General features: G+C 66.0%; 25 protein-coding genes. 20 read left to right on the forward strand and 5 right to left on the reverse strand.

Annotated elements, in window-relative coordinates; all coding sequences use genetic code 11:
- Positions 1–13: 13 nt before the first annotated feature.
- The 3 genes from G4G31_RS25865 to G4G31_RS11615 are packed head-to-tail and all read left to right on the forward strand — an operon-like array spanning position 14 to position 3583.
- Entirely contained in the window at positions 14–445 is a 432-nt protein-coding gene (locus G4G31_RS25865; protein ID WP_229425546.1) for a lamin tail domain-containing protein, read from the forward strand.
- Positions 426–2984, forward strand: a complete 2559-nt coding sequence (locus G4G31_RS11610) for an ExeM/NucH family extracellular endonuclease (protein WP_229425547.1) — start codon at positions 426–428, stop codon at positions 2982–2984. Before G4G31_RS25865 ends, G4G31_RS11610 begins: the two co-directional genes overlap by 20 nt.
- A gap of 11 nt (positions 2985–2995) precedes the next feature.
- On the forward strand, positions 2996–3583 hold the full coding sequence (locus G4G31_RS11615; RefSeq protein ID WP_182991529.1) for an NF038129 family PEP-CTERM protein: 588 nt from the start codon (positions 2996–2998) through the stop codon (positions 3581–3583).
- A gap of 74 nt (positions 3584–3657) precedes the next feature.
- On the opposite strand, the gene G4G31_RS11620 is transcribed toward G4G31_RS11615, so the two are convergent.
- Positions 3658–3924, reverse strand: a complete 267-nt coding sequence (locus G4G31_RS11620; RefSeq protein WP_182991530.1) for a hypothetical protein — start codon at positions 3922–3924, stop codon at positions 3658–3660.
- 308 nt (positions 3925–4232) lie between these two features.
- Here G4G31_RS11620 and G4G31_RS11625 point away from each other — a divergent pair, with 308 nt between their 5' ends.
- The 13 genes from G4G31_RS11625 (at position 4233) to G4G31_RS28270 (ending at position 14413) form a co-directional block, all read left to right on the forward strand.
- Positions 4233–4703 carry a hypothetical protein gene (locus G4G31_RS11625; RefSeq protein ID WP_182991531.1) on the forward strand — a complete coding sequence of 157 codons (471 nt, stop codon included), beginning with the start codon at positions 4233–4235 and terminating at the stop codon, positions 4701–4703.
- Positions 4704–4865: 162 nt separating this feature from the next.
- Complete coding sequence (gene gspG, locus G4G31_RS11630; RefSeq protein ID WP_182991532.1) at positions 4866–5306, forward strand: type II secretion system major pseudopilin GspG; 441 nt, start codon at positions 4866–4868, stop codon at positions 5304–5306.
- A gap of 45 nt (positions 5307–5351) precedes the next feature.
- Positions 5352–6539: a type II secretion system F family protein gene (locus G4G31_RS11635; RefSeq protein ID WP_229425548.1), complete on the forward strand. Its 1188-nt coding sequence runs from the start codon at positions 5352–5354 to the stop codon at positions 6537–6539.
- Positions 6536–8221: a GspE/PulE family protein gene (locus tag G4G31_RS11640; protein ID WP_182991533.1), complete on the forward strand. Its 1686-nt coding sequence runs from the start codon at positions 6536–6538 to the stop codon at positions 8219–8221. The genes G4G31_RS11635 and G4G31_RS11640 overlap by 4 nt, the downstream gene beginning before the upstream one ends.
- Positions 8214–9032 carry a hypothetical protein gene (locus G4G31_RS11645; protein WP_182991534.1) on the forward strand — a complete coding sequence of 273 codons (819 nt, stop codon included), beginning with the start codon at positions 8214–8216 and terminating at the stop codon, positions 9030–9032. The genes G4G31_RS11640 and G4G31_RS11645 overlap by 8 nt, the downstream gene beginning before the upstream one ends.
- A 318-nt stretch (positions 9033–9350) precedes the next feature.
- Positions 9351–9587, forward strand: coding sequence for a PilN domain-containing protein (locus G4G31_RS28265; protein ID WP_308622161.1), 237 nt, complete (start codon positions 9351–9353; stop codon positions 9585–9587).
- Positions 9584–10150 (forward strand): hypothetical protein, encoded by a 567-nt coding sequence (locus G4G31_RS11655; RefSeq protein ID WP_182991535.1) that lies wholly within the window; start codon positions 9584–9586, stop codon positions 10148–10150. Before G4G31_RS28265 ends, G4G31_RS11655 begins: the two co-directional genes overlap by 4 nt.
- Before the next feature lie 46 nt (positions 10151–10196).
- Positions 10197–10508, forward strand: coding sequence for a hypothetical protein (locus tag G4G31_RS25870; protein WP_229425549.1), 312 nt, complete (start codon positions 10197–10199; stop codon positions 10506–10508).
- Positions 10505–10696 (forward strand): hypothetical protein, encoded by a 192-nt coding sequence (locus tag G4G31_RS25875; RefSeq protein ID WP_229425550.1) that lies wholly within the window; start codon positions 10505–10507, stop codon positions 10694–10696. Before G4G31_RS25870 ends, G4G31_RS25875 begins: the two co-directional genes overlap by 4 nt.
- Positions 10696–12717, forward strand: coding sequence for a secretin N-terminal domain-containing protein (locus G4G31_RS11665; RefSeq protein ID WP_182991536.1), 2022 nt, complete (start codon positions 10696–10698; stop codon positions 12715–12717). The genes G4G31_RS25875 and G4G31_RS11665 overlap by 1 nt, the downstream gene beginning before the upstream one ends.
- Positions 12714–13214 (forward strand): prepilin-type N-terminal cleavage/methylation domain-containing protein, encoded by a 501-nt coding sequence (locus tag G4G31_RS11670; protein ID WP_182991537.1) that lies wholly within the window; start codon positions 12714–12716, stop codon positions 13212–13214. The genes G4G31_RS11665 and G4G31_RS11670 overlap by 4 nt, the downstream gene beginning before the upstream one ends.
- A 2-nt stretch (positions 13215–13216) precedes the next feature.
- Positions 13217–13597 (forward strand): type II secretion system protein, encoded by a 381-nt coding sequence (locus G4G31_RS11675; protein WP_182991538.1) that lies wholly within the window; start codon positions 13217–13219, stop codon positions 13595–13597.
- A gap of 72 nt (positions 13598–13669) precedes the next feature.
- Entirely contained in the window at positions 13670–14413 is a 744-nt protein-coding gene (locus G4G31_RS28270; RefSeq protein WP_308622162.1) for a type II secretion system protein, read from the forward strand.
- Here the strand turns inward: G4G31_RS28270 and murJ are convergent.
- On the reverse strand, positions 14350–15900 hold the full coding sequence (gene murJ, locus G4G31_RS11685) for a murein biosynthesis integral membrane protein MurJ (RefSeq protein ID WP_182991539.1): 1551 nt from the start codon (positions 15898–15900) through the stop codon (positions 14350–14352). The two genes, G4G31_RS28270 and murJ, sit on opposite strands and share 64 nt — an antisense overlap.
- Positions 15901–16109: 209 nt before the next feature.
- Between murJ and rpsT the strand changes: the two genes are divergently transcribed.
- Positions 16110–16376: a 30S ribosomal protein S20 gene (rpsT, locus tag G4G31_RS11690; RefSeq protein WP_056339242.1), complete on the forward strand. Its 267-nt coding sequence runs from the start codon at positions 16110–16112 to the stop codon at positions 16374–16376.
- A gap of 233 nt (positions 16377–16609) precedes the next feature.
- Here the strand turns inward: rpsT and G4G31_RS11695 are convergent, their stop codons facing one another.
- A complete protein-coding gene (locus G4G31_RS11695) occupies positions 16610–17401 on the reverse strand; it encodes a DUF2243 domain-containing protein (RefSeq protein ID WP_182991540.1) in 792 nt (263 codons plus the stop codon).
- Positions 17402–17790: 389 nt separating this feature from the next.
- On the opposite strand from G4G31_RS11695, the gene G4G31_RS11700 reads away from it, so the two are divergent.
- Positions 17791–20022, forward strand: a complete 2232-nt coding sequence (locus G4G31_RS11700) for an NADP-dependent isocitrate dehydrogenase (RefSeq protein WP_182991541.1) — start codon at positions 17791–17793, stop codon at positions 20020–20022.
- Between the two features lie 224 nt (positions 20023–20246).
- On the opposite strand, the gene G4G31_RS11705 is transcribed toward G4G31_RS11700, so the two are convergent.
- Positions 20247–20804 carry a pseudouridine synthase gene (locus G4G31_RS11705; RefSeq protein WP_182991542.1) on the reverse strand — a complete coding sequence of 186 codons (558 nt, stop codon included), beginning with the start codon at positions 20802–20804 and terminating at the stop codon, positions 20247–20249.
- Positions 20805–21014: 210 nt separating this feature from the next.
- On the opposite strand from G4G31_RS11705, the gene icd reads away from it, so the two are divergent.
- Positions 21015–22271 (forward strand): NADP-dependent isocitrate dehydrogenase, encoded by a 1257-nt coding sequence (gene icd, locus G4G31_RS11710; protein ID WP_182991543.1) that lies wholly within the window; start codon positions 21015–21017, stop codon positions 22269–22271.
- 79 nt (positions 22272–22350) lie between these two features.
- Positions 22351–22626, forward strand: coding sequence for a hypothetical protein (locus tag G4G31_RS11715; protein ID WP_182991544.1), 276 nt, complete (start codon positions 22351–22353; stop codon positions 22624–22626).
- Positions 22627–22700: 74 nt separating this feature from the next.
- Here G4G31_RS11715 and G4G31_RS11720 read toward each other — a convergent pair whose 3' ends face one another.
- Positions 22701–22904, reverse strand: coding sequence for a cold-shock protein (locus G4G31_RS11720; RefSeq protein WP_020653506.1), 204 nt, complete (start codon positions 22902–22904; stop codon positions 22701–22703).
- Between the last annotated feature and the right edge of the window lie 441 nt (positions 22905–23345).

Below are 23345 nucleotides of genomic sequence, written 5' to 3' on the forward strand. Positions count from 1 at the left end.
TTTTAGGAAGCCCATGAAAATGCCCGTTGCAACCCCTACCTCCGCCGGCCGGCTGACCGTCCTGGCGGCACTGCTGGCCGGATTGTCCGCCGGTGCCTGCGCCGCGCCAGCCGATGTCGTCATCAGCCAGTTGTACGGCGGTGGCGGCAGCGCCAACTCCACCCGGAACCGCGATTTCGTCGAACTGTTCAACCGCAGCGGCGCACCGGTCAGCCTGAAAGGGATGAGCCTGCAGTACCAGTCGGCCGCCGGCACCACCCGGCAGGCGGGCGCCTTGCCGGACGTAACGCTGGCACCGGGGCAGTATTTCCTCGTCGCGGGATCGGCGGGCACGGGGGCGACATCGGTCCGATCGACCATTCCTGGGGCGCCTCGCTGTCGGCCACGACCGGCAAGGTGGCGCTGGCAAAAAAGTCGACAAGGCGATGACGACGCCCGAGGGTGAAGCGATCGTCGACCTGGTCGGCTTCGGCACCGCCAACCGCTTCGAAGGCTTCGTCGCGCCGGCACCGTCGATCTCGACCTCGCTGCAGCGCGCAGCCCCGGGCTGCACCGACACCGACAACAACGCGGCCGACTTCACCGCCGCCACCGTCGTCGGCCCGCGCCGCAGCACGTCGCCCATCAACAGCTGCGGCGGCCCGGTGCAGCAGGCCATCGTGCTGTCCTGCCCGACCGGCCTGCAGGCCGAGCAGGGCAGCGCCGCCAGCGCTCCCTTGTCCGCGCGCGACGAGGACAGCATCGTCAACAGCGCCGTCATCGAATCGGGCGCGGTGCCCGGCATCAGCCTCGACGGTTTCGTCGCGGCCGGCGCCATCGGCGCCAGCGCCAACGCCACCCTGAGCGTGGCCGCAAGCGTGGCACCAGGCAGCTACCCGGTGAAGATCCGCTTCGCCAACAACGACGGCCAGAGCGCCAGCTGCACCGTGCCCGTGCGCGTGGCCGGCCAGCTGAGCATCCCGCAAATCCAGGGCACCGGCCCCAGGACCGCCTACCACAACACCGTGCAGACGACCCAGGGCGTCGTCACTGCCGTGGTCGGCAGCGGCTTCTTCCTGCAAGACCCGAAGGGCGATGGCGATCCGGCCAGCTCGGACGCGATTTTCGTGTTCGGCAGCAGCGCCGGCCTGGCCGTGGGCGACCTGGTGCGCATTACCGGTACCGTGGTCGAATACACCCCAAGCGGCGCCAGCCGTTCGTACACCGAATTCAAGGACCTCGGTGCGGTGACGAAACTGGGCAGCGGCCCGGCGATTGCACCGGCCAATGTCGCGCTGCCGGACGCCGACCTGGCCCGCTTCGAAGCCATGCTGGTGCGTTTCACCACACCGCTGACGGTCAATGGCAACGCCTACCTCGCCGAGCGCGGCGAGCTGACCTTATCAAGCGGCCGCCGCGAAATCCCGACCAACCGCTATCCGGCCGGATCGCCTGAAGCCCAGGCGCTGGCCCGCGACAACGCGGCCAACATGATCGTGCTCGACGACGGCATCTTCACGACGCCGGCGCAGATTCCCTACCCGGGCCAGGACGGCACCGTACGCGCGGGCGACACCGTCACCGACCTGACCGGCGTGCTCGACTTCGGCGCCATCGGCGGCGGCGGTGCGGCCTTCAAGGTGCAGCCGACCGTGACGCCGGTGTTCTCGCGCACCAACGAGCGCTTGCCTGCACCCCAGGTGGCAAGCGGCAACGTGAAGGTCGCCAGCGCCAACGTGCTGAACTTCTTCACCACCTTTACCAACGGCCAGGATGCCTGGGGCCGCACCGGCCAGGGCTGCACCATCGGCAGCCGCACCAGCGCCGGTAACTGCCGTGGCGCTGACAACATGGCCGAGTTCGTGCGCCAGCGCGACAAGATCGTTGCCGCCCTGTCGGCCGTGAATGCCGACGTCGTCGGCCTGATGGAAATCCAGAACAACGGCGATACCGCCGTCGACTACCTGGTGCAGCAGCTGAACGGCGTGATGGGTGCCGGCACCTACGCGGTCGTGCCCAAGCCGGCCGCGACCGGCACCGACGCGATCCGCGTGGCCATGATCTACAAGCCGAAGGCGGTCAGCCTGGTGGGTGGCGCACTGTCGGACGGCGACATCGTCAACAACCGCGCACCGATCGCCCAGACCTTCAAGGCCGGCAACGGCGGCAAGTTCTCGCTGGTCGTGAACCACCTGAAGTCGAAGGGCAGCTGCGGCGGCGCCAGGGGCGGCGATGCCGACAGCGGCGACGGCCAGGGCTGCTGGAACGCCAGCCGTGTCGAACAGGCCGCACGCCTGCGCGACTACTTCCTGCCGCAGGTCGTGGCTGCCGCCAACGATCCGGACGTGCTGGTGGTCGGCGACATGAACGCCTATGGCATGGAAGACCCGATCCGCCTGCTGAACGCGGCCGGCTATGTCAACGAGATCGAACGCTTCGTGCGTCCGCAGGGCACGCCTTACTCCTACGTGTTCGGTGCCGAAAGCGGCTACCTCGACCACGCGCTGGCCAGCACCAGCCTCGACGGGCAAGTGGCCGGCGTGACCGAATGGCACAACAATGCCGACGAGCCGGAAGCGATCGACTACAACATCGAGAACGGCAACACGGAACCGTACGTGAAGGACGCTTTCCGCGCCTCGGATCACGACCCGGTGGTGGTCAGCCTGAACCTGGCGCCAACCTATCTTGATGTCACGACGTCAAGCTCGATCACGCGTTCGGCATTGCTGCTGAACCGCGCAACCGGCAAGTACAGCGCCACCGTGAAGATCACGAACACGAGCGGCGCGGTCCTGACCGGTCCGCTGCACCTGGTGCTCGAAGGCCTCCCGAGCGGCGTGACGCTCGACGGCAAGAGCGGCGAGCAGGGCGGGGCGCCTTATCTCACCCTGCCAGGCGCATCGCTGGCGCCTGGCGCCACGGTCAGCGTCACCACCACCTTCACCAACCCATCGAAGTCCAGCATCGGCTACACGCCGAAACTGTTCACCGGCACTTTCTGAGGAAGCGATCCATGTTCAAGCTGAAAAACCTGTTCACCCGTGCGCTGCTGGCGCTGATGCTGGCAACGGGCGCCGGCGCGGCGCTGGCCGGCCCGACCTACCACGTGACGGTCGACACCCGCGGCTATGAGGGCAGCGGCACGCTCGACTTCCTGTTCCTCGGTTACGACACCTCGGCGCCAGGCAATGCGTTCCTGAGCAATTTCACGGGGGACTATGGCAGCGACAGCGCCTTCGAAGGCGATGCGAGCGGCGCCATCGACAGCGGCGTGGTGCTGGGAACGAGCGACTGGTACAACAGCTTCGCGCAATCGGTGAACCTGGGCGGGCGCTTCGGCTTCGACCTGCGCTTCGACGTCGGTCCAGCCGGCGGCCCGCTCGGTTTCAGCGTCGGCCTGTTCAGCGATGCACTGGGCCAATACCTGGGCGCGGACGCCACCCCGGTCTCGTTCGAGCTGAGCCCGGGCCAGCCCGACCTGATCGCACTCGACGCCTCGCTGGTACGCGTGGCCGAGGTGCCGGAACCGGCGGGCATGGCCCAGCTGGCGCTGGGACTGGCATTGATGGCCTGGACCGCTCGCCAGCGCCGCAAGCGCTGATCGCGCGCGCTGGCCGCTTCAGGAGAAGCACACCGGACTCGCGTCCGGTGTGCTTTTTTCATGGAAGAGCGGAATCAGCTGCCGGCGCGGCGCATCGCATCGAGGCGATAGGCTTCGGCGTTGCCGTCGATGATGCGCAGGCCGGCGCAGGCCTGGTCGGCGCAGTCGGGCAGCGGGGTCTTGCCGACCGACGCCGGGTCGACCGAGATGTCGACCACATGGGTCGCCGCGGCGCTCTGGACAGGGGCATTCATGCCGGTGGCATCGGTGCCGCCGCAGGCGCTCAGGGCGCAGGCAAGGGCGGTAAGGGAGAGCAGGGAGCGGAGGATATGGGTATGCATGATGGCGTTGAGACGGGCTCGTCAGTGATGGATCTATTGTAGCTAGGAATTTTTTCCTTGGGTCAATAACTTTCTGCCGTTGGCCGAAGAAGAAAGATATTGAACGCGAGATAGCATACAGATAGGCGAAGATGAATGCTGATTGTGGGAAATATCCTACAGGAAACAAAAAGTGCGATTAGGAATCATTTTCGATGGCCGTCGCATGGACGCTACACTCCTGTCGCGTTCAAAAACCACGTTCATGTGCGGCGCATGAATACTGCGTGCACGCTTGACCCGACAACGCGGGAGCGTATGATGAGCACATGAAAAAACTTGCCATTCTCCTACTACTGGCCTTGTCTGCCTGCAGTACCCGGGCAGACGATCCGGCGTCCGCCTCAAGCACGGGGCCTGCCTCTGAGCCGGCCACTGCCGCCAATGCCGCCACTGCCGCCAATGCCGTGGCCATGCCTGCCGGTGCGCCTGGGGCGAAGTCCGACTTGCTGGCCCAGATCCGGGCGAAAATAGGCACGGCCGCATGCAGCAGCGACAGCCAGTGCCAGGTCATCCCGATCGGCGCCAAGGCCTGTGGCGGCCCGGCCAGCTACCTGCCCCGGTCGAGCGCGCAGACGAACGGCGCCGAACTGCAGGCGCTGGCCGACCGCTACCGCGACGAGCAGCACGCCAGCAACAAGCGTTCGAACATGATCTCGAACTGCATGGTGGTGGCTCCGCCGGGCGTGACCTGCCGCGCCGGCACCTGCCAGGCGGTTGACGCCCCGGCGCCGCGGTAAGCAGACCGCGGGGTGCTGGTTCGGGGGATCCCCATGCCGCCGGCACGGGGTGTGCAAGGGTGTGCAAGCGGCGCAACTTCGGCCGGTTTGGCGTTGCCTCATGGATAACCCCATGGTACTCTGCTGGGACGCGGCCGCCTGGCCGAATCAGGAGTCATCTGGATGTCGCAAGCACCACTCGCCGGACCGCGTCGCGGACTGAAACAAGGTTTTACGCTGCTCGAATTGCTGGTCGTGATCGTCATCATCGGCCTGCTCGCCGCCTACGTTGGTCCCAAGTATTTTTCCCAGCTCGGCAAGTCGGAAGTGACGATCGCCAGGGCGCAAATCGACGCTTTCGAGAAGTCGCTCGACACCTACCGCCTCGACGTCGGCCGTTATCCGACGGGGGAAGAGGGCCTGAATGCCCTGATGGCGGCGCCCGCCAGTGCCGGCGCCAAGTGGAACGGTCCCTACCTGAAGAAGGGCGTGCCGCAAGACCCCTGGGGCCATCCGTATCAATACCGTTCGCCCGCTGCCAAGGGAGAATACGAAATCATCTCGCTCGGCCGCGACGGCCAGCCTGGCGGCAGCGGCGACAACGCCGACATTTCCTCGCTCTGATTTCCGTTCCCTTTCCTTCTTCACCACACATCCGGGCACGTCTTCATGCAGTTCGCAGTACGCACCCTTGCGCCCGACCTCTCGATCTCCAGCCTCGTGGTCGATGCGCTCGATGAAACCGACGCGCGCCGGCAAATCGAGGCGCAAGGCCTCTTCGTCAGCGACATCGCGCCGGCCGGCGGAGCGGTAGCGCGCACGCGCGGCCCGAAGCTCTCGCTCGTCCTGTTTTCCCGGGAATTGCTGGCCCTCCTGAATGCGGGCCTGGGCATCGTCGAAGGCCCTGGAAGCGCTGCTGGAGAAGGAAGCCAATCCCGCCGCGCGCGCCGTGCTCGAGCGCCTGCTCGCCGGCCTGCGCGAAGGCAAGCGTTTTTTTCCAGCGTGCTGGCAAGCCAGCCGCAATTGTTCCCGCCGCTGTATGTCGGCATCGTGCGCGCCGCCGAAGGCACCAGCGACCTGCCGCGGGCGCTCTCCCGCTATATCGACTACCAGCAGCGCATCGATACCGTGCGCGCGAAAATCGTCAGCGCCTCGATCTACCCGGTCATCCTGCTGTGCGTGGGCGGCGGCGTGTCGACTTTCCTGATCGGCTATGTGGTGCCGCGCTTTGCCGAGGTCTACCAGGGTGCCGGGCGCAACCTGCCGTGGATGAGCCAATTGCTGCTCGAGTGGGGCCAGTTCGCGGCCAGCCACGGCACGGCCGTCCTGCTGACGCTGGGCACTGCGGTAGCGGCTGCGGTGCTGGGCGTACGCCGCATGCTGCGTAGCGGTGGCATCACGCGCCTGCTGGCGCGCCTGCCCGGTATCGGCGAGCGTGCCCGCATCTATGAACTCTCGCGCCTCTACCTGACGCTCGGCATGCTGCTTGAGGCCGGCATCACCATCGTCGGCGCCATCGAGACGGTGGGGCCGATGGTGTCAGGCTCGCTGCGCGCGGCGCTGACGAACGCGCGCCTCGCCATCGAATCGGGCCGCCCACTGTCGGACGCCTTCGAAGCACATGGCCTGACCACGCCGATCTCGCTGCGCATGCTGCGCGTGGGCGAACGCACCGGCGACATGGGCCCGATGCTCACGCAATCGGCCGCCTTCTACGACGGCGAAATCAGCCGCTGGATCGACCGCTTCACGCGCACCTTCGAGCCGCTGTTGATGGCGGCCATCGGCCTGGTGGTGGGCGCCATCGTGGTGCTGCTGTACATGCCGATCTTCGACCTGGCGGTAGACATGTCGTGAGTGCGTCCATCCTCGCTCCGGACCTGCTGGCGCGTGCGCGCCTGCAAAGCCGCCAGTCACAGCGCCCGCTCGTGGCCGAACTCGAGGCGCTGACCGGCCTCGATCCGCGCCAGCTCGTCGGCGCCCTGGCCGAGCCTTTTGGACTCTCGGTCATGGAAACCACCGAGATGCTGAGCCAGGAGCCGGCTTTCGACCTGCTGCCCTTGGCGCAGGCACTGGCGCGTCACTGCGTGCTGCTGCGCGGTCCGAACCGCGAACTCACCGGCGTGATCGCCGATCCGTTCGACCTGGACCAGCAGACCTGGCTGTCGAACCGTGCCGGCGCCAGCGCACGCGCGCCACTGCACCTGCGCCTGGCGCTCGCCTCCGACATCCAGGCCTATCTGTCGCGCCAGGAAGCCTCGGCGCGCGCAGTCGACAGCATCGTCCCCAGCAGCGGGGATGGACGGCGCGACGGCAAGACCGCCGCCGTGCTCTCGTTCGCCTCGGTGTCGGAAGCGGGCAGCCCGGCCGTCAAGCTGGTCAACTCCACGCTCTACGATGCCCTGAAAGCCGGCGCGTCCGACATCCACCTGGAGAGCACCGCCGGCGGCCTGGCTGTGAAATACCGCGTCGACGGGGTGCTCGACCATGCGACCACGGTCGGCGGCATCGAGCTGGCCGAACACATCATCTCGCGCCTGAAGGTGCTGGCCGAACTCGACATCGCCGAGCGCCGCATCCCGCAGGACGGCAGTTTCCGGGTCGAGTCGAACGGACGCGACATCGACCTGCGCGTCTCGATCATGCCCAGCATTCATGGCGAGGATGCGGTCATCCGTATCCTCGACAAACGCGCCATGGTCGAAGCCTATGGCGCGCTGACGCTGGAAGCGCTGGGCTTTGACGCGCCCTCGCTGGCGACCCTGCGCGCCCTGGCCCAGGAAGCCTATGGCATGCTGCTGGTGACAGGGCCGACCGGCTCGGGCAAGACCACCACGCTATACGCGGCGCTGACCGAAATCCACAACGGCCGCGAAAAGATCATCACCATCGAGGACCCGGTCGAGTACCAGCTGCCGGGCATCCTGCAGATCCCGGTCAACGAGAAGAAGGGACTGACGTTCGCGAAAGGCCTGCGTTCGATCCTGCGCCATGACCCGGACAAGATCATGGTCGGCGAGATCCGCGACCGCGAAACGGCGGAAATCGCGGTGCAATCGGCGCTGACCGGCCACCTGGTCCTGACGACCGTCCACGCCAACAACGTGTTCGACGTGTTCGGCCGCTTCACCCACATGGGCATCGACCCGTACGCCTTCGTGTCGGCCCTGAACGGCATCTGGGCCCAGCGCCTGATCCGCATGAACTGCCCGCACTGCGCCACGCAGTACGACCCGAGCGAGGCGGAACTGGCCTCGGTGCGGCTCGAGCGCATGGAGGTCGCGGACTACCTCTTCATGCGCGGCAAGGGCTGCGGCGATTGCCGCGGCACCGGCTATCGCGGCCGCCGCTCGATCGCCGAGATATTGACCCTGAACGACGAGATCCGCGAGCTGATCGTCGACAAGCAGCCGATCCGCCGCATCAAGGCCGCCGCCCACGCGAACGGCACCCGCAGCCTGCGCCTGGCCGCGCTCGATCTGGTCAAGCGCGGCGCGACCACGCTCGAGGAAATCAAACGGGTGACCCAGCATGCCTAGACTGCCCGGACAAAGCCTGCGCCTCGGCGTCGACCACGACAGCCTGGCACTCGTGCGCCACAGCCGCCTGTTCGGCGCGGCCAGCACCGTGCTGGCTGAAGCCCGTATCGCCGATGCGAACGACGCCGCCGAACTGCTGCGCGGCCTGCGCCAGCTGGGGGAGGTCGCACCGCTGGCGCACTGGCCGGTGAGCGTGGTAGTGGCCGACGAACTGGCGCGCATGTGGCAGGTGGCGCCGCCGCCTGCGGCCGCGAGTCCCGCCGACCTGGACGCCGCCTGCGCGATGCGCTATCAGTCGCTGTTCGGCGCGCCCCCAGGCGGCTGGACGATCGCCGCCGACTGGCAGGCGGGGCAGCCCTTCCTGGCTGCCGCGCTGCAGGACGGCTTGCTCGCGACGCTGCGCGAATGGTCGCGCGAATCCCGCTGCCACCTGATGCAAGTCGTGCCTCAATTCGTCGCGGCGATGAATGCCTGGCGCCGTGCGCGCCGTCCCGGTGCCTGGTTCGGCCTGGTGCATGGGCAGGTGCTGAGCATCGCGGCCTACGAGGGCCCGCGCCTGGCTGCCCTGCGCAGCACCGTGGTGCCCCCTGGCGCCGGCCGCGACTGGCTCGCCAGCCTGGTCGCGCGCGAGGCGCTGCGCGTGGGCGTGGCGCAGCCGGAACTGCTGCAGGTATGCGGGCCGGCGCCGCGCGCCTGGGGCGGCAGCGACGACAAGCTGAAGTTCGCCTGCACGCTGCTGGGCGGCGAGAGCGATGACACCAAAGGCCATTCCGGCATCGTGCGCCTGGCCTGTACCGGGAGCGCCGCATGAAGCGCGTGCGCCTGGATTTCGCACCGCCCAGCCTGCGCCGCACGCTGTACCTTGCGCCGGCCTGGGCCTGGGTGACCGCGCTTGGTGCTGCCGCGCTGTGCCTGACCGCGCTGGTGCAGGTGCTGGATTACCGCGAGGCGCGCGAGGAGGTCGATGCCCAGTGGGCAGCGATTCGCGACCGCGCCGCGGCCTCGCAGGTGCAGGCGGCGGTGCCGCCGCTGGCCACCCGCGCGGCGCCGGTCGGTGCCCAGCAGGCCGTCGCCGTCAACGCGGCCATCATGCAGCTGAACCTGCCCTGGGCGCGCCCTGCACGATGCCGTGCGCAGTGCAACACCCGCGAACGTGGCGCTGCTGGCGCTGGAACCGGACGCGAAAAAGCGCGTGCTGCGCATCACGGCGGAAGCACGCAGCAGCGACGACATGCTGGCCTACGTGGCGGCGCTGGGACGCGAGGAATGGTTCGGCGCAGTCACCTTGGCGCGCCATGAAGTGCAGGAGCAGGACCCGAACCGGCCCGTGCGCTTCCAGGTCGATGCCGAGTGGGGGACCCCATGATGCCGCAAGGGGGTAACGCGCTCCTGCGCATGCGCCTGGCGCTGCGTGCCACCAGTGCGCTGCTACTGGCGGCCGTGCTGCTGTGCGCGGCGGCGCTGGCGCTGCTGGCCTGGGTACTGCCGGCGCGCGACAAACTGGAACGGGAGCGCGCCGAAGCGGCGGACATCGCACGTCGCCCGCCAACGGTCGCGGCGCACGCGCCTGTCGTCGACAACGCCGCCGCCAACCTGGCGCTGTTCCAGGCCGCGCTGGGCAACCCGCGCCACCTCGAGCGCGAGTTGAAGACCCTGTTCGACCTTGCCGCGAAAAGCGGGCTGCTACTCCGCCAGGGCGAGTACAAGAGCGGCTACGACCGCAACGCGCGTCTTGCCACCTACCAAGTCAGCCTGCCGGTGAAAGGGAGCTATGCCCAGGTCTGGCAGTTCGCGCTGCTGGCGCTGCGGGCCATTCCCTTCGCCTCGCTCGACGAGGTCAGCTTCCGGCGCGAGGCCATCGGCGAGCCGACAGTCGAAGCGCGCCTGCGCCTGACCCTCTACCTGCAAGACACGCGAGGGGCGCCATGAAGCGCGCTTCCATCAAGCCGCGCCACGTCGTGCTGGGCGTGGCCCGGTGCTGGCGGCGGCGCTGGCCGCCTTTGGCGACCGCACGCCCGAGAGCGAGGTGGCCGAAGCCGTCGAGCGCGCCCCGGCCGCCGCGCAGGCGCCATCCACGCCGGCGCGTGCGTCCACGCAGGAAGCCAAACCCGCACCCGCGATCGCCCGCCTGCTGCCGCGCGAGGTCCTGATCGGCGACGCCAGGGTCGGTCTGAAGGCCGGCAGCCGCGACCCGTTCGGCCGCCAGGACTGGACACCGCCGCCGCCACCGCCACCGAAACCGGCGCCACCCCGCCGCCCAGCGCGCCGCCGCTCCCCTTTACCGTGATCGGCAAGGCGCTCGAGGACGGTGTCTGGGAAGTCTACCTGGCCAGCGGCGACCGCACCCACATCGCCCATGAAGGCGGCGTGATCGAAGGGACCTGGCGCGTCGATCGCATCGCGCCGCCCATGATGACCCTGACTTATCTGCCGCTGAACCAGGTCCAGCAGCTCAACATTGGAGTATTCGAGTAATGAACCGTTCCCGCATGCGCGTCTTTGCTGCTGTGCTGGCCGCTACGCTGCTGGCCGGCTGTACCGCGCAGCGCGCCTACCACGAGGGCAACGCGCTGGTCGCGCGCCAGGAGGAGGTGGGGGCAGGGCTGGCCAAGTACCGCGAGGCGGTGGAGGCCGATCCCGCCAATCCGCTCTACCGCGCCGCCCTGCTGCGCGCGCGCGATGCCACCACCACGCGCTTCATCGAGCAGGCCGAGCGCGAGCTGGCGGCGGGCCGCGCCGATGCCGCGCGCGCCGCCTACGAGCAGGTGCTGGCGGTCGATCCGGCCAACGAGCGCGGCCGCGCCGGCATGCGCCAGCTCGAGGCCGACCGCCGCCATGCCGCCTGGCTGGAAGCGGCGCGTGCCGATATCGAGAAGAAGGACATCGCGGCGGCACGCCGCAAGCTGGCCGACATCCTCACCGAGCGTCCGGGCCACGAAGCGGCGCGCCTGCTGCTGGCCGAACTCGACGAGAAAGAGGCCGTACCGACCGCCGACACGGCGCTGGCCGCGGCCTTCCGCAAGCCGATCAGCCTGGAGTTCCGCGAGGCGCCGCTGCGCCAGGTGTTCGAGATCATCGCGCGCCATTCGGGCCTGAACTTCGTCTTCGACAAGGACGTGCGCTCGGACGGACGCACCTCGATCTTCCTGAAGAACAGCACCGTGGAAGCGGCAGTGCACTTCCTGCTGGTGACGAACCAGCTCGAGCGCCAGGTCATGGACGGCAACACCATCCTGATCTTCCCGAACAGCGCGGCCAAGCTGAAGGAATACCAGGAGCTGACGGTCAAGACGTTTTACCTGGCCAATGCCGATGCCAAGAGCATCGCCAACACCTTCAAGACGATCCTGAAATCGCGCGACGTCGTGGTCGACGAAAAACTCAACCTCGTGATCCTGCGCGACAGCCCGGAGGCAATCAAGCTGGCCACCCAGCTGGTGGCCCTGCAGGACGTGCCCGAGCCGGAAGTCATGCTCGACGTCGAGGTGCTCGAGATCAAGCGCTCGCGCATCATGGACCTGGGCGTGGCATGGCCGCAGAGCCTGGGCTTCGCGCCCCTCATCGGTGGCAATGGCGCGCCCTTGTCGATCGACGAGCTGCGGGGACTGAGCAGCAGCGTGATCGGCGTGTCGGGCGTGAGCGCCACCGTCAACGCCAACAAGACCGACTCCGATTCGAACACGCTGGCCAATCCGCGCATCCGCGTGCGCAACCGGGAAAAGGCGAAAGTCGTCATCGGCGACAAGGTGCCGAACATTACCGCGAACTACTCCACTGGCGGCGGTGGCCTGAACAATGTCCTGACCGAGTCGATCAACTACGTCGACGTGGGCCTGACGCTCAACGTCGAGCCGACCATTTACCTGAACAACGAAGTCGGTATCCGCATCTCGCTCGAAGTGAGCAACCTGGTCGACACCGTCACGACCGGGAGGGGCGCTGTGGCCTACCGCATCGGCACCCGCTCGGCGCAGACCATGCTGCAGCTGAAGGATGGCGAGAACCAGGTGCTCGCGGGCCTGATCAACAGCGAGGACCGCAGCAGCGGCAGCAAGGTGCCGGGCATGGGCAACCTGCCCATCCTGGGCCGCCTGTTCGGCAGCACGCGTGACGCCAACGACAAGACCGAGATCGTCCTGTCGATCACGCCGCACCTGGTACGCACGATCCAGCGCCCGCCGGCCGGCGCGTCCGAATTTTCAGCAGGAACGGAGGCCAGCTTCCGCCGCCGTCCCGATACCGCGGTGCGCCTGCCGACAGTGCAGCCTGGCGCGCGTCCGGCCGCGATGCCGATCGCTCCGCCGCTGGGCCAGCCGGCCACGCCGCCCGGCGTGCCGCCGCAGGTGACCGGCGTTCCCCTGTCGCAGCCGATCGGCACGACGCCGCCGCCGGCACCCTACACTGCGCCCTCGGGTGCGCAGGTGACGCCGGTACCGGCGCCGGCCACGCAGCCTTTGCCGCCGGCCTCACCCACGCAGCAGCCGCCGACGCAATGAAACTGGCCGTATTCAGTCGTGAGCCGACGCGCAGTTGCGGCTTCACGCTGATTGAACTCCTTGTCACGCTGGCGATCCTGGCGCTGCTGGCGACGCTCGTGATCCCGGTCGGCCAGACCGTGGTCCAGCGCCGCAACGAGGCCGCGCTGCGCCAGTCGCTGCGCGAGATCCGCGGCGCGCTCGACGCCTATAAACGCGCCAGCGACGAGGGCCGCGTGAAAAAGGCGGTGGGCGCCAGTGGTTACCCGGAGCGGCTCGAATTGCTGGTCGAGGGCGTGCTTGACCAGCGCAGTCCGAAGCCGGCGAAAATCTTCTTCTTGCGCCGCCTGCCGCGCGACCCCTTCAATCCCGATCCCACGCTGGCCGACGCCCAGACCTGGGGCAAGCGCAGCTATGCCAGCGAAGCCGAGGAGCCGAAGGAGGGCGACGACGTCTACGACGTATATTCGACCTCCACGCGCGTCGGCCTGAACGGCATTCCCTACAGGCGGTGGTGAGCATGACCAGGAGACTCCGTGGCTTTACCCTGATCGAGCTGCTGGTGGTGCTGGCCATCGTCGCGCTGCTGCTCACCTTGGCCGTGCCGCGCTTCTTCCCCAGCGTGGACGGGGCGAAGGAAACCATCCTGATGGATAACCTGAGGAGCGTGCGCGCGGTGATCGACCAGTTCCATTCCGATACCGGGCGCTATCCGGACTCGCTGGAGCAGCTGGTGGAGAAAAAATACCTGCCACGCTTGCCGGTCGATCCGATCACCGAGAGCGATACCACCTGGACGATCGTCCCGCCCGAGGACGACAGCACGCCCGGCGCCGTGGTCGACATCCACAGCGGCGCGCAGGGCAACGGGCGTAACGGCCGTCCCTACGCGCAATGGTAGTGGCGCGCACGCAGGGGGCGAAGCCGGCTTCACCTATGTCGGCCTGATCGTCTTCGTTGCCATCCTGGCCTGGTGGGCGCGGCGACGCTGAAGGTGGACAGCCTGCTGCGGCGCGCCGCCGCCGAAGCCGAACTGCTCGAGATCGGCGCGGCCTATGGCGAAGCGCTGCGCAGCTATGCCGCGGCCACGCCGCGCGGCTTCCCGACGGCGCCGCCGACCCTGCAGGATTTACTGAAGGACCCGCGCTTCCCGGGCGTGCGGCGCCACCTGCGCAAGATCTTTGTCGACCCGGTCACGGGCCGCAGCGAATGGGGCGTGGTCTACCGGGGCAGCGGGGGCACAGGCGGGGTCGGCGTGCTGGCGGTCTACAGCCTGTCGCAGGCCCGCCCGCTGAAGATCGGGAATTTCGACGCGCGCTTCCAGAACTTCGAGAACAAGGAACACCTGTCGGACTGGAAGTTCACAGCTGCCGGGCAAAGCGTGTCGAGCGCGGCGCCGGTCGCAGGATGGCAGCCCGGACAGCCGGGAAAGCCGGGGCAGCCGGGCCAGCCCGGCACGCCGCCGACGGTTCCGCCGCCTCCCGCCACGCCGGCGCCACCCGAACCGGCCGAACCGCCGGCCACTGAGCCTGTCGAGCCCCCGCGCGAAAGGCCGCCGGAACCGCCACCGGAGCCCGAACCCGAGCCCGAGCCTGAACCCGTTACGCCCCGGAACCGCCACCGCAGACCGGACGCACCGAGTCCGGACGGTGATTACTTGGCGCGGCGCTTGAAGTCGCGCGGGCGGAAGCCCAGGGCGCCGAGCACGCCGAAATAGCTCACCGCGCTGGCGGTGACGATGGCCAGCAGGGCCATGGCGCGCATGAGCGGGTGGGCACGCATGCCGATCCAGTCGAGCTGCGCCTGGCCGAACCAGGCCACCGTGCCCATCACCGCCACGGCAATGACGAGCTTGAGGACGAAACTTCCCCAGCCGGGCTCCGGCTGGTAGATCCCGCGCTTGCGCAGGCCGGTGAACAGCAGGGCCGCGTTGATGCAGGCGCCCACCCCGATCGACAGGGCCAGTCCGGCCACGCCCAGGAGCGGTACGAAGACCAGGTTCAACAGCTGCGTGACGACCAGCACGCCCACGGCGATGCGCACCGGCGTGCGTACGTCCTGGCGTGCAAAGAAGGCCGGCGCCAGCGTCTTGACGAGAATGAAGCCGAGCAGGCCGGCGCTGTAGGCCATCAGCGGCAGCGAGGAGGCGATCACGTCGGCGTTATCAAAAGCGCCGTAATGGAACAGGGTGGCGATCATCGGCTCGGCCAGTGTGGCCAGGCCGACGGCTGCCGGCAGGGACAGCAGGAAGGTCAGGCGCAGGCCCCAGTCCAGCAGCGACGAGTATTCGCGGGTATCGCCTTCGGTATTGGCCTTGGCCAGGCCGGGCAACAGGATCGTCCCCAGGGCCACGCCGAGCAGGGCCGTCGGCAATTCCATCAACCGGTCGGCGTACTGCAGTGCCGACACGGCGCCCGCTGCCAGTCCGGCCGCGATCGTGGTGTTGATCAGGAGGCTGATCTGGGCCGCCGCCACCGAGAAGACGGCCGGTCCCATCTTGGCCAGCATGCGGTGCACGCCGGCATCGCGCAGGCCGACCAGCGGGTTGATGGCCAGGCGCGGGAGCATGCCGATCTTCAACAGCGAGGGAAGCTGCAGCGCCACCTGCAACACGCCGCCGATACACACGCCCACGGCCATTGCATAGATCGGCTGCGCGAACCAGTCGGCCATGACCACGGCGGCGAAGATGAAGGACAGGTTCAGCAGGACGGGGGTGATGGCGGGAATCTTGAACTGGCGCCAGGTGTTGAGCACACCGCTGGACAGGGCAACGAAGGCCATGCAGGCGATGTAGGGAAACATCATGCGCGTCATGACGACCGCGGCATCGAAGGCGGCCGGTTCGCGCTGCAGGCCGCCGCCGATCCAGTAGATCAGCACCGGTGCCGCGATGATGCCGGCAATGCTGGTCAGAACGGTTGCCCAGATCAGCACGGTCGCCACATGGTCGACCAGGGTCTTGGTCGCCTGCTGGCCGTGTTTCGTCTTGTACTCGGTGATGATCGGTACGAAAGCCTGCGAGAAGGCGCCCTCGGCGAACAGGCGGCGCAGCAGGTTCGGCAAGCGGAAGGCGATGTTGAAGGCGTCGGTGAAGTTCGAGGCGCCGAAGGCGGCGGCGAACAGGCTTTCGCGCAACAGGCCCGTCACGCGGGACACCATGGTCATGCTGGAGATGGCAGCGAGGGTCTTGAGCAGATTCATGGGGCGAGATTATAGCTGTGCAACAACCGCTCCGCCGCTTCTCTTGCCGGAAGTGTGAAGAATGAATTGCTCGGAAGGGATTCCTTCGCTATAATCGTGGGCTGTACTGAATTCTGTTAGCAGACACTTATGTTTGGCAGGCACTGGAATGGGCCAGTTTGACTCGCTAATGTTTGCAAACGCAACTTGACCCCGATTTAGGAAATTCCATGGCAAATACCGCACAAGCGCGCAAACGCGCTCGTCAAGCAGTTAAGCAAAACGCACACAACAGCGCTCAGCGTTCGACCCTGCGCACCGCAATCAAGGCTGTCCGCAAAGCCATCCAGGCTGGCGACAAAGCCGCTGCGACCAGCATCTTCCAGTCGTCCGTGTCGACCATCGACAGCATCGCCGACAAAAAGATCATCCACAAGAACAAGGCCGCTCGCCACAAGAGCCGCCTGGCTGCTGCCCTGAAAGCCCTGTCGGCCTAACAACCGGTTGGCGCGCGGCGATGCGCCGCGCAGGCAGTACAGTGGAAGAAAGACCCGCCCGACTTCGGTCCTGGCGGGTTTTTCCGCTTGTGGGGCGTGTTTTTGCTCCGCCGCCCGCTTTTTGAGTGTCGCGAGATCGACGTAGGGCGTAGGGCGGCACCTGTGTCCACGCTACGGTTCTATTACTGTGCCTCTGATCGTCGGATGGGACTGCGTGGGCGCGAGTGCCCACCCTACAGCTTCGCCGACGTCCACTTCACGCACCCGAGCGCCAGCGCCGAATTGCTGACCAAAAACGCGCCATGCCGGTAGAGCAGGGCGGTCTTTGCCTTGTCGCGCACGTCGAGCGCCCAGACGTCGCCGGTGGGTGCGGCCCACAGGATGCGACCATCGACCGCCTCGATGCCGGCGAACACCTGGTTCGGCGTCGTGCCTGGCTTGAAGAACACCATGACCGTATCGGTATCCCGGGGCGGCAGGGCCGCGACCGGCCCGCCGACCAGCACTGCCAGCACCAGCGCGGCGGCGCTCTTGCCCCCGCCGACCGGGCCTTCACCCCGGTTGAGCCACCGAACCAGGGCGACGAAAGCCAGCCCGAACACCACGAACCAGAGCAAGTCCCAGAGGAGGGGATTGACGTCGAGGCGAATGTGGTGGATGCGCAGCACCCAGTGGAACAGTACCGCGTCGACGATGTTCCAGACGCCGAAGCCGAAGGCGGCGCTGGCCAGCAGCAGGCGGTCGCCCGTGGCCGCGGCGCGGCGTGCCTTCCACAGCTTCCACAGGCCGATCGCGGCAATCAGGTACATCAGGACGTGAAAGAGGCCGTCGGCCAGGATCTGCACCTTGATGTCGCGGAAGGGCTCGCCCGGAACCAGCGACAGCAGATGGTGCCACTGCAGCACCTGGTGCAGCAGGATGCCGTCAAAAAATCCGCCCATGCCAAAGCCGAGCAGGAAGCCGGCCCAGGCCAGCGTGCGCAGGGCGGGGATGGCGGAAGCGTCGGATTGGCGGACAGCATTCATGGTGGCTCCTGTCGGATCAAGGGAAGGTGAAACCGCTGTGCGCCATGCTAGCGCGTTCCGCCTGTGCCGCGCGCCCGCCATGCCGGCCGCATTGCCGATCCTTCTAGCCCCTAAAGCTATAGCGCACAGTAAAATACTGGTGCATAATGTGAAACGCCCATCTTATGTCTTATAGAAGACTTCCATCGCGGCGAGGGTTCCAGCCCTGCCGCCAGGCGCCGGCGCCTGCCCCATCACGGCAGGATGTCGCGCCCTGTCCATCATGCTCCCGGTGGGGTAGTATGTCCGGACCTGGTGCCGGCCGCGCGCGTGGACAGGGGCTACTTATCAAGTTGACCAATGCAGGTTTTATATTCGCGGCAGCTTCGCGAGAACTGAGGAAATAGCGCATGAGCAGTGATCCGACCATCATCTACACCCTGACCGACGAGGCGCCGCTGCTGGCGACCCACGCCTTCCTGCCAGTCGTCAGCACCTTCACCAAAGCCGCCGGCATCAAGGTCGAGCAGGCCGATATCTCGGTTGCCGCCCGTATCCTGGCCGCCTTCCCGGAAAACCTGACGCCTGAGCAGCGTGTGCCGGACGTGCTGGCCGAGCTGGGCAAGAAGACGCTCGAGCCGGACGCGAACATCATCAAGCTGCCGAACATCAGCGCCTCGGTCGGCCAGCTGGTTGCCGCGATCAAGGAACTGCAGGGCAAGGGCTACAACATCCCCGACTACCCGGCCGATCCGAAGACGGAAGAAGAAAAATCGATCAAGGCCCGCTACGGCAAGTGCATCGGCTCCTCGGTCAACCCGGTCCTGCGCGAAGGTAACTCCGACCGCCGCGCCCCGCGCGCCGTGAAAGAATACGCACGCAAGAACCCGCACTCGATGGCCGAATGGTCGCCGGCCTCGCGCACCCACGTGTCGCACATGACCCATGGCGACTTCTATCACGGCGAAAAGTCGATGACGCTCGACCGCGCGCGCGACGTCAAGATGGAACTGGTCACCAGGAGCGGCCAGACGGTCGTCCTGAAGCCGAAGGTCGCGCTGCTGGACGGCGAGATCATCGATTCGATGTTCATGAGCCGCAAGGCCCTGCTGGCCTTCTACGAACAGCAGATCAACGATGCCAGGGAAACGGGTGTGCTGTTCTCGCTGCACGTGAAGGCGACGATGATGAAGGTCTCGCACCCGATCGTCTTCGGCCACTGCGTGCGCATGTTCTACAAGGAAGCCTTCGAGAAGCACGGCGCCCTGTTCGACAGCCTCGGCATCAACGTCAACAACGGCATGGCCGACCTGTACAGCAAGATCGCCGACCTGCCGGCTTCGCAGCGCGAAGAAGTCGAGCGCGACCTGCACGCCTGCCAGGAGCATCGTCCGGCGCTGGCCATGGTCGACTCGACCAAGGGCATCACCAATTTCCATTCGCCGAACGACGTGATCGTCGACGCGTCGATGCCTGCGATGATCCGTGCCGGCGGCAAGATGTACGATGCCAACGGCCGCCTGAAGGAAGTCAAGGCTGTCATTCCCGAATCGACCTTCGCCCGTATCTACCAGGAGATCATCAACTTCTGCAAATGGCACGGCGCCTTCGATCCGAAGACCATGGGCACGGTCCCGAACGTGGGCCTGATGGCGCAGCAGGCCGAGGAATACGGCTCGCACGACAAGACCTTCGAGATCCCGGAAGATGGCGTGGCCAACATCACCGACCTGGCAACCGGCGAAGTCCTGATGAGCCAGAACGTGGAAGCCGGCGACATCTGGCGCATGTGCCAGACCAAGGACGCGCCGATCCGCGACTGGGTCAAGCTGGCCGTGACCCGCGCGCGCAACTCGGGCATGCCGGCCGTGTTCTGGCTGGACCCGTACCGTCCGCACGAGAATGAGCTGATCAAGAAGGTGCGCACTTACCTGAAGGACCACGACACCACCGGCCTGGACATCCAGATCATGTCGCAGGTGCGTGCGATGCGTTACACGCTCGAGCGCGTCAAGCGCGGCCTGGACACCATCTCGGTCACCGGCAACATCCTGCGCGACTACCTGACCGACCTGTTCCCGATCCTGGAACTGGGCACCAGCGCCAAGATGCTGTCGATCGTCCCGCTGATGGCCGGCGGCGGCATGTACGAGACCGGTGCCGGCGGCTCGGCGCCAAAACACGTGCAGCAGCTGACCGAAGAGAACCACCTGCGCTGGGACTCGCTGGGCGAATTCCTGGCCTTGGCCGTGTCGCTGGAAGACCTCGGCATCAAGACCGGCAATAACAAGGCCAAGGTGCTGGCAAGGACGCTCGACGCCGCTACCGGCAAGCTGCTCGACAACCGCAAGTCGCCATCGCCGAAGACCGGCGAACTCGACAACCGCGGCAGCCAGTTCTACCTGTCGATGTACTGGGCGCAGGAACTGGCGCAGCAAGCCGAGGACGCCGAACTGGCAGCGCACTTCGCGCCGCTGGCCAAATCGCTGGCGGAGAACGAGCAGAAGATCGTTGCCGAGCTGCTCGCAGTGCAGGGCAAGCCGGCCGACATCGGCGGCTACTACAAGGCCGACGAGGCCAAGGTGAAAGCCATCATGCGTCCGAGCGCGACCTTCAACGCGGCGCTGGAATCGGTAGCGTAAGCCGATCCGCAGTCGTTAAGTTAAAAAACCCGCCCGGCGCAAGCCCGGCGGGTTTTTTTTGTAGGGTGGGCACTCCGTGCCCACGCGGCAGGTGCATATCGCTCGGACACGAGCATCAAAACGTCGCTCGCAAACGCCTGCAATTCTGTCGACGCTACGTGGCGATACTTCACCGCCAACAAATAATACGAACGCCGTATCCGCGTGGGCACGGAGTGCCCACCCTACCTCAATGCGCTTGCCGGCACCTCGACGAACTCCCCCGGCATCAAGGGATGCGTCTGCAAGGAAAACGGCCCGATACTGCTCCGCACCAGCCGCAGCGTCGGCAGGCCGACGGCCGCCGTCATGCGCCGCACCTGCCGGTTCTTTCCCTCTTCCAGCGTGATCGCGATCCAGCTCGTCGGCTTGTCCCGGCGCGTGCGGATCGGCGGGTTGCGCGGCCACAGCCATTCGGGCTCGGCGATGCGCACCGCGCGGCAGGGCTTGGTGACGAAGTCGCCCAGGTCGATCGGCGCCTGCAGGCGCGCGAGCAGGGCGGCATCGGCCACCCCGTCGACCTGCACCAGGTAAGTCTTGGCTTCCTTGTGATCGGGATGCGCGATCTGGTGCTGCAGCTTGCCGTCGTCGGTGAGCAGCATCAGGCCCTCGCTGTCGGCGTCCAGCCGTCCTGCGGGATAGATGCCGGGAATGGCGAGGTAGTCGGCGAGGGAGGCGCGGCCTTCCTGGGGCGTGAACTGGCACAGGACCTGGAAGGGCTTGTTGAAGAGGATCAGCGGCATGAAGTGAATCTCGAACGATAGGGGCCGCCTGTGCGGGGGCTTGCAATGGCAAGGTGCACGAGACTGGTGCATAATGCAAGATACGACTTGCGTCTTATACAAGACAAAGACAAGACACACCACAGGCAGCCAACATCATATTGTAATGTAGATCGCAGGCCAGCTTTCCGCCGCCCCTGGCGCCGGCCATGCGACCACTTGGGAGAACACATGTACCAACATATCAAGGTTCCTGCCGACGGCCAGAAAATCACCGTCAATGCCGACTTCTCGCTGACCGTCCCGGACCATCCGATCATCCCCTATATCGAAGGCGATGGTACCGGCATCGACATCACCCCGGTGATGATGAAGGTCGTCGACGCGGCGGTGGCCAAGGCCTATGGCGGCGCCCGCAAGATCAGCTGGATGGAAATCTATGCCGGCGAGAAGTCGACCAATGTGTACGGCCCGGACGTCTGGCTGCCGCCGGAAACCCTGGAAGCGGTGAAGGACTATGTGGTTTCGATCAAGGGTCCGCTGACCACGCCGGTCGGCGGCGGCATCCGCTCGCTCAACGTCGCGCTGCGCCAGGAACTCGACCTGTATGTCTGCCTGCGCCCGGTTCGCTACTTCACGGGCGTGCCGTCGCCGCTGAAACAGCCGGAAAAGACCGACATGGTGATCTTCCGCGAGAACTCGGAAGACATCTATGCCGGCATCGAATGGGCGGCCGATTCCGAGGGCGTGAAGAAGGTCATCGACTTCCTGACGAAAGAGATGGGCGTCAAGAAGATCCGCTTCCCGGAGACCTCGGGCATCGGCATCAAGCCGGTCTCGCGCGACGGCACCGAGCGCCTGGTGCGCAAGGCCATCCAGTACGCGATCGACAACGACAAGCCATCGGTCACGATTGTCCACAAGGGCAATATCATGAAGTACACCGAAGGCGGCTTCCGCGACTGGGGCTACGCGCTGGCCCAGAAGGAATTCGGCGCCGAGCTCATCGATGGCGGCCCATGGTGCAAGTTCAAGAATCCGAAGACGGGGCGCGACATCATCGTCAAGGATTCGATCGCCGACGCCTTCCTGCAGCAGATCCTGCTGCGTCCGGCCGAGTACAGCGTGATCGCCACCCTGAACCTGAACGGCGACTACATCTCCGACGCGCTGGCGGCGCAGGTGGGCGGCATCGGCATCGCGCCGGGCGCCAACATGTCGGATTCGGTCGCCATGTTCGAGGCCACCCACGGCACCGCGCCGAAATATGCCGGCAAGGACTACGTCAACCCGGGCTCGCTGATCCTGTCGGCCGAGATGATGCTGCGCCACATGGGATGGGTCGAGGCTGCGGACCTGATCATTTCGGCGATGGGTAAAGCCATCCAGTCCAAGCGCGTCACCTATGACTTCGCGCGCCTGATGGAAGGCGCGACCCAGGTATCGTGCTCGAGCTTTGGCGATGTGATGATCGAGCAGATGCAATAAGCAGACAAGCCTTTTGATAACAGCCCCGCGTTCGCACGAACCCGGGGCTGTTTTAGTTGAGCCAGGCCAGGAGAATAGCGTGAGCAAAGCACCCAATTACGAACGTATTATCCCTTTTGTGTATGCGTTCTACCGCACGGGACTCAGTCCCGAGCAGTTACGTGGCCTCGGTACACCGGATCGGGGGGCGCTCGCGTCGCCGTTGGGTGAGCGTGCACGGCAACTGGCCGATCGCTTCGACCAGCTGCTTTCCGCTAAAGAAGACCAGCACGTGGACGACGCGCAGCTGCAAGCCATGCTGGAAGAGGCGCAAGCGCTGAGTAAAGAACTGGGCACGCGGCCCGGGCAAGGCTGAGGCGGGGCAGGCGGCGCGGCACAGGCGAAAAAAAACCCCGCTATTGGCGGGGTTTCTTGCTTCCGCAGGGAGGATTACATGCCCTGGATGTTGGAAGCTTGCTTGCCTTTAGGGCCTTGCGTGACTTCGAATTGGACTTTCTGACCTTCTTTGAGGGTCTTAAAACCGTTCATGTTGATTGCGGAGAAGTGCGCGAACAAATCTTCACCGCCGTCATCTGGAGTGATGAAGCCAAAGCCTTTGGAATCATTGAACCACTTAACAGTACCAGTTGCCATAAAAGAACTTTCAAATTTAAACTAATCACACGAGCCATAAAAGCAAGAAGCTTCTTGCCCCCTCCTCAGCCTGCTCACTTCTTATCAACAAGTACATAAGTACAAGTCAATGGTTGCATTGTTGATGCACTAAAGTTGTAAGTCAAGCCCTTTAGCATAGTTGTTGTTAATTTTTTCATACTGCCTGCATAAGGGGGTAAAAGCCCTTCGCGAAACGCCTGGCAGGAGTGCGCGACGCCCCGTAGACACCCGCCCGGCCTGTCGCGTGGACTCGTCGCTGGCGTTTTGCCTGACGATGCGAAACAAGCTCTTGATTTCTGCAATCGGAGCGCCATCTGCGCATTCAACGGAAAACAAGTAAGATGAAAGCGAATCGAAGTGAGCGGGCAGTAAGCTGAACGTAGTGAGCAGATCGTACCGAGCTGACGTTTACGCTTTGCA

Origin of the sequence: Massilia sp. Se16.2.3 (assembly GCF_014171595.1) — a bacterium.
In the GTDB taxonomy this organism is placed as follows: Bacteria; Pseudomonadota; Gammaproteobacteria; order Burkholderiales; family Burkholderiaceae_D; genus Telluria.

Bases quoted from the DNA above. Each gene is read 5' to 3' on its own strand.
- G4G31_RS25865 (WP_229425546.1), top strand. From the start codon at position 14: ATGAAAATGCCCGTTGCAACCCCTACCTCCGCCGGCCGGCTGACCGTC.
- G4G31_RS11610 (WP_229425547.1), top strand. From the start codon at position 426: ATGACGACGCCCGAGGGTGAAGCGATCGTCGACCTGGTCGGCTTCGGC.
- G4G31_RS11615 (WP_182991529.1), top strand. From the start codon at position 2,996: ATGTTCAAGCTGAAAAACCTGTTCACCCGTGCGCTGCTGGCGCTGATG.
- G4G31_RS11620 (WP_182991530.1), bottom strand. From the start codon at position 3,924: ATGCATACCCATATCCTCCGCTCCCTGCTCTCCCTTACCGCCCTTGCC.
- G4G31_RS11625 (WP_182991531.1), top strand. From the start codon at position 4,233: ATGAAAAAACTTGCCATTCTCCTACTACTGGCCTTGTCTGCCTGCAGT.
- gspG (WP_182991532.1), top strand. From the start codon at position 4,866: ATGTCGCAAGCACCACTCGCCGGACCGCGTCGCGGACTGAAACAAGGT.
- G4G31_RS11635 (WP_229425548.1), top strand. From the start codon at position 5,352: ATGCAGTTCGCAGTACGCACCCTTGCGCCCGACCTCTCGATCTCCAGC.
- G4G31_RS11645 (WP_182991534.1), top strand. From the start codon at position 8,214: ATGCCTAGACTGCCCGGACAAAGCCTGCGCCTCGGCGTCGACCACGAC.
- G4G31_RS11655 (WP_182991535.1), top strand. From the start codon at position 9,584: ATGATGCCGCAAGGGGGTAACGCGCTCCTGCGCATGCGCCTGGCGCTG.
- G4G31_RS11665 (WP_182991536.1), top strand. From the start codon at position 10,696: ATGAACCGTTCCCGCATGCGCGTCTTTGCTGCTGTGCTGGCCGCTACG.
- G4G31_RS11670 (WP_182991537.1), top strand. From the start codon at position 12,714: ATGAAACTGGCCGTATTCAGTCGTGAGCCGACGCGCAGTTGCGGCTTC.
- G4G31_RS11675 (WP_182991538.1), top strand. From the start codon at position 13,217: ATGACCAGGAGACTCCGTGGCTTTACCCTGATCGAGCTGCTGGTGGTG.
- murJ (WP_182991539.1), bottom strand. From the start codon at position 15,900: ATGAATCTGCTCAAGACCCTCGCTGCCATCTCCAGCATGACCATGGTG.
- rpsT (WP_056339242.1), top strand. From the start codon at position 16,110: ATGGCAAATACCGCACAAGCGCGCAAACGCGCTCGTCAAGCAGTTAAG.
- G4G31_RS11695 (WP_182991540.1), bottom strand. From the start codon at position 17,401: ATGAATGCTGTCCGCCAATCCGACGCTTCCGCCATCCCCGCCCTGCGC.
- G4G31_RS11700 (WP_182991541.1), top strand. From the start codon at position 17,791: ATGAGCAGTGATCCGACCATCATCTACACCCTGACCGACGAGGCGCCG.
- G4G31_RS11705 (WP_182991542.1), bottom strand. From the start codon at position 20,804: ATGCCGCTGATCCTCTTCAACAAGCCCTTCCAGGTCCTGTGCCAGTTC.
- icd (WP_182991543.1), top strand. From the start codon at position 21,015: ATGTACCAACATATCAAGGTTCCTGCCGACGGCCAGAAAATCACCGTC.
- G4G31_RS11720 (WP_020653506.1), bottom strand. From the start codon at position 22,904: ATGGCAACTGGTACTGTTAAGTGGTTCAATGATTCCAAAGGCTTTGGC.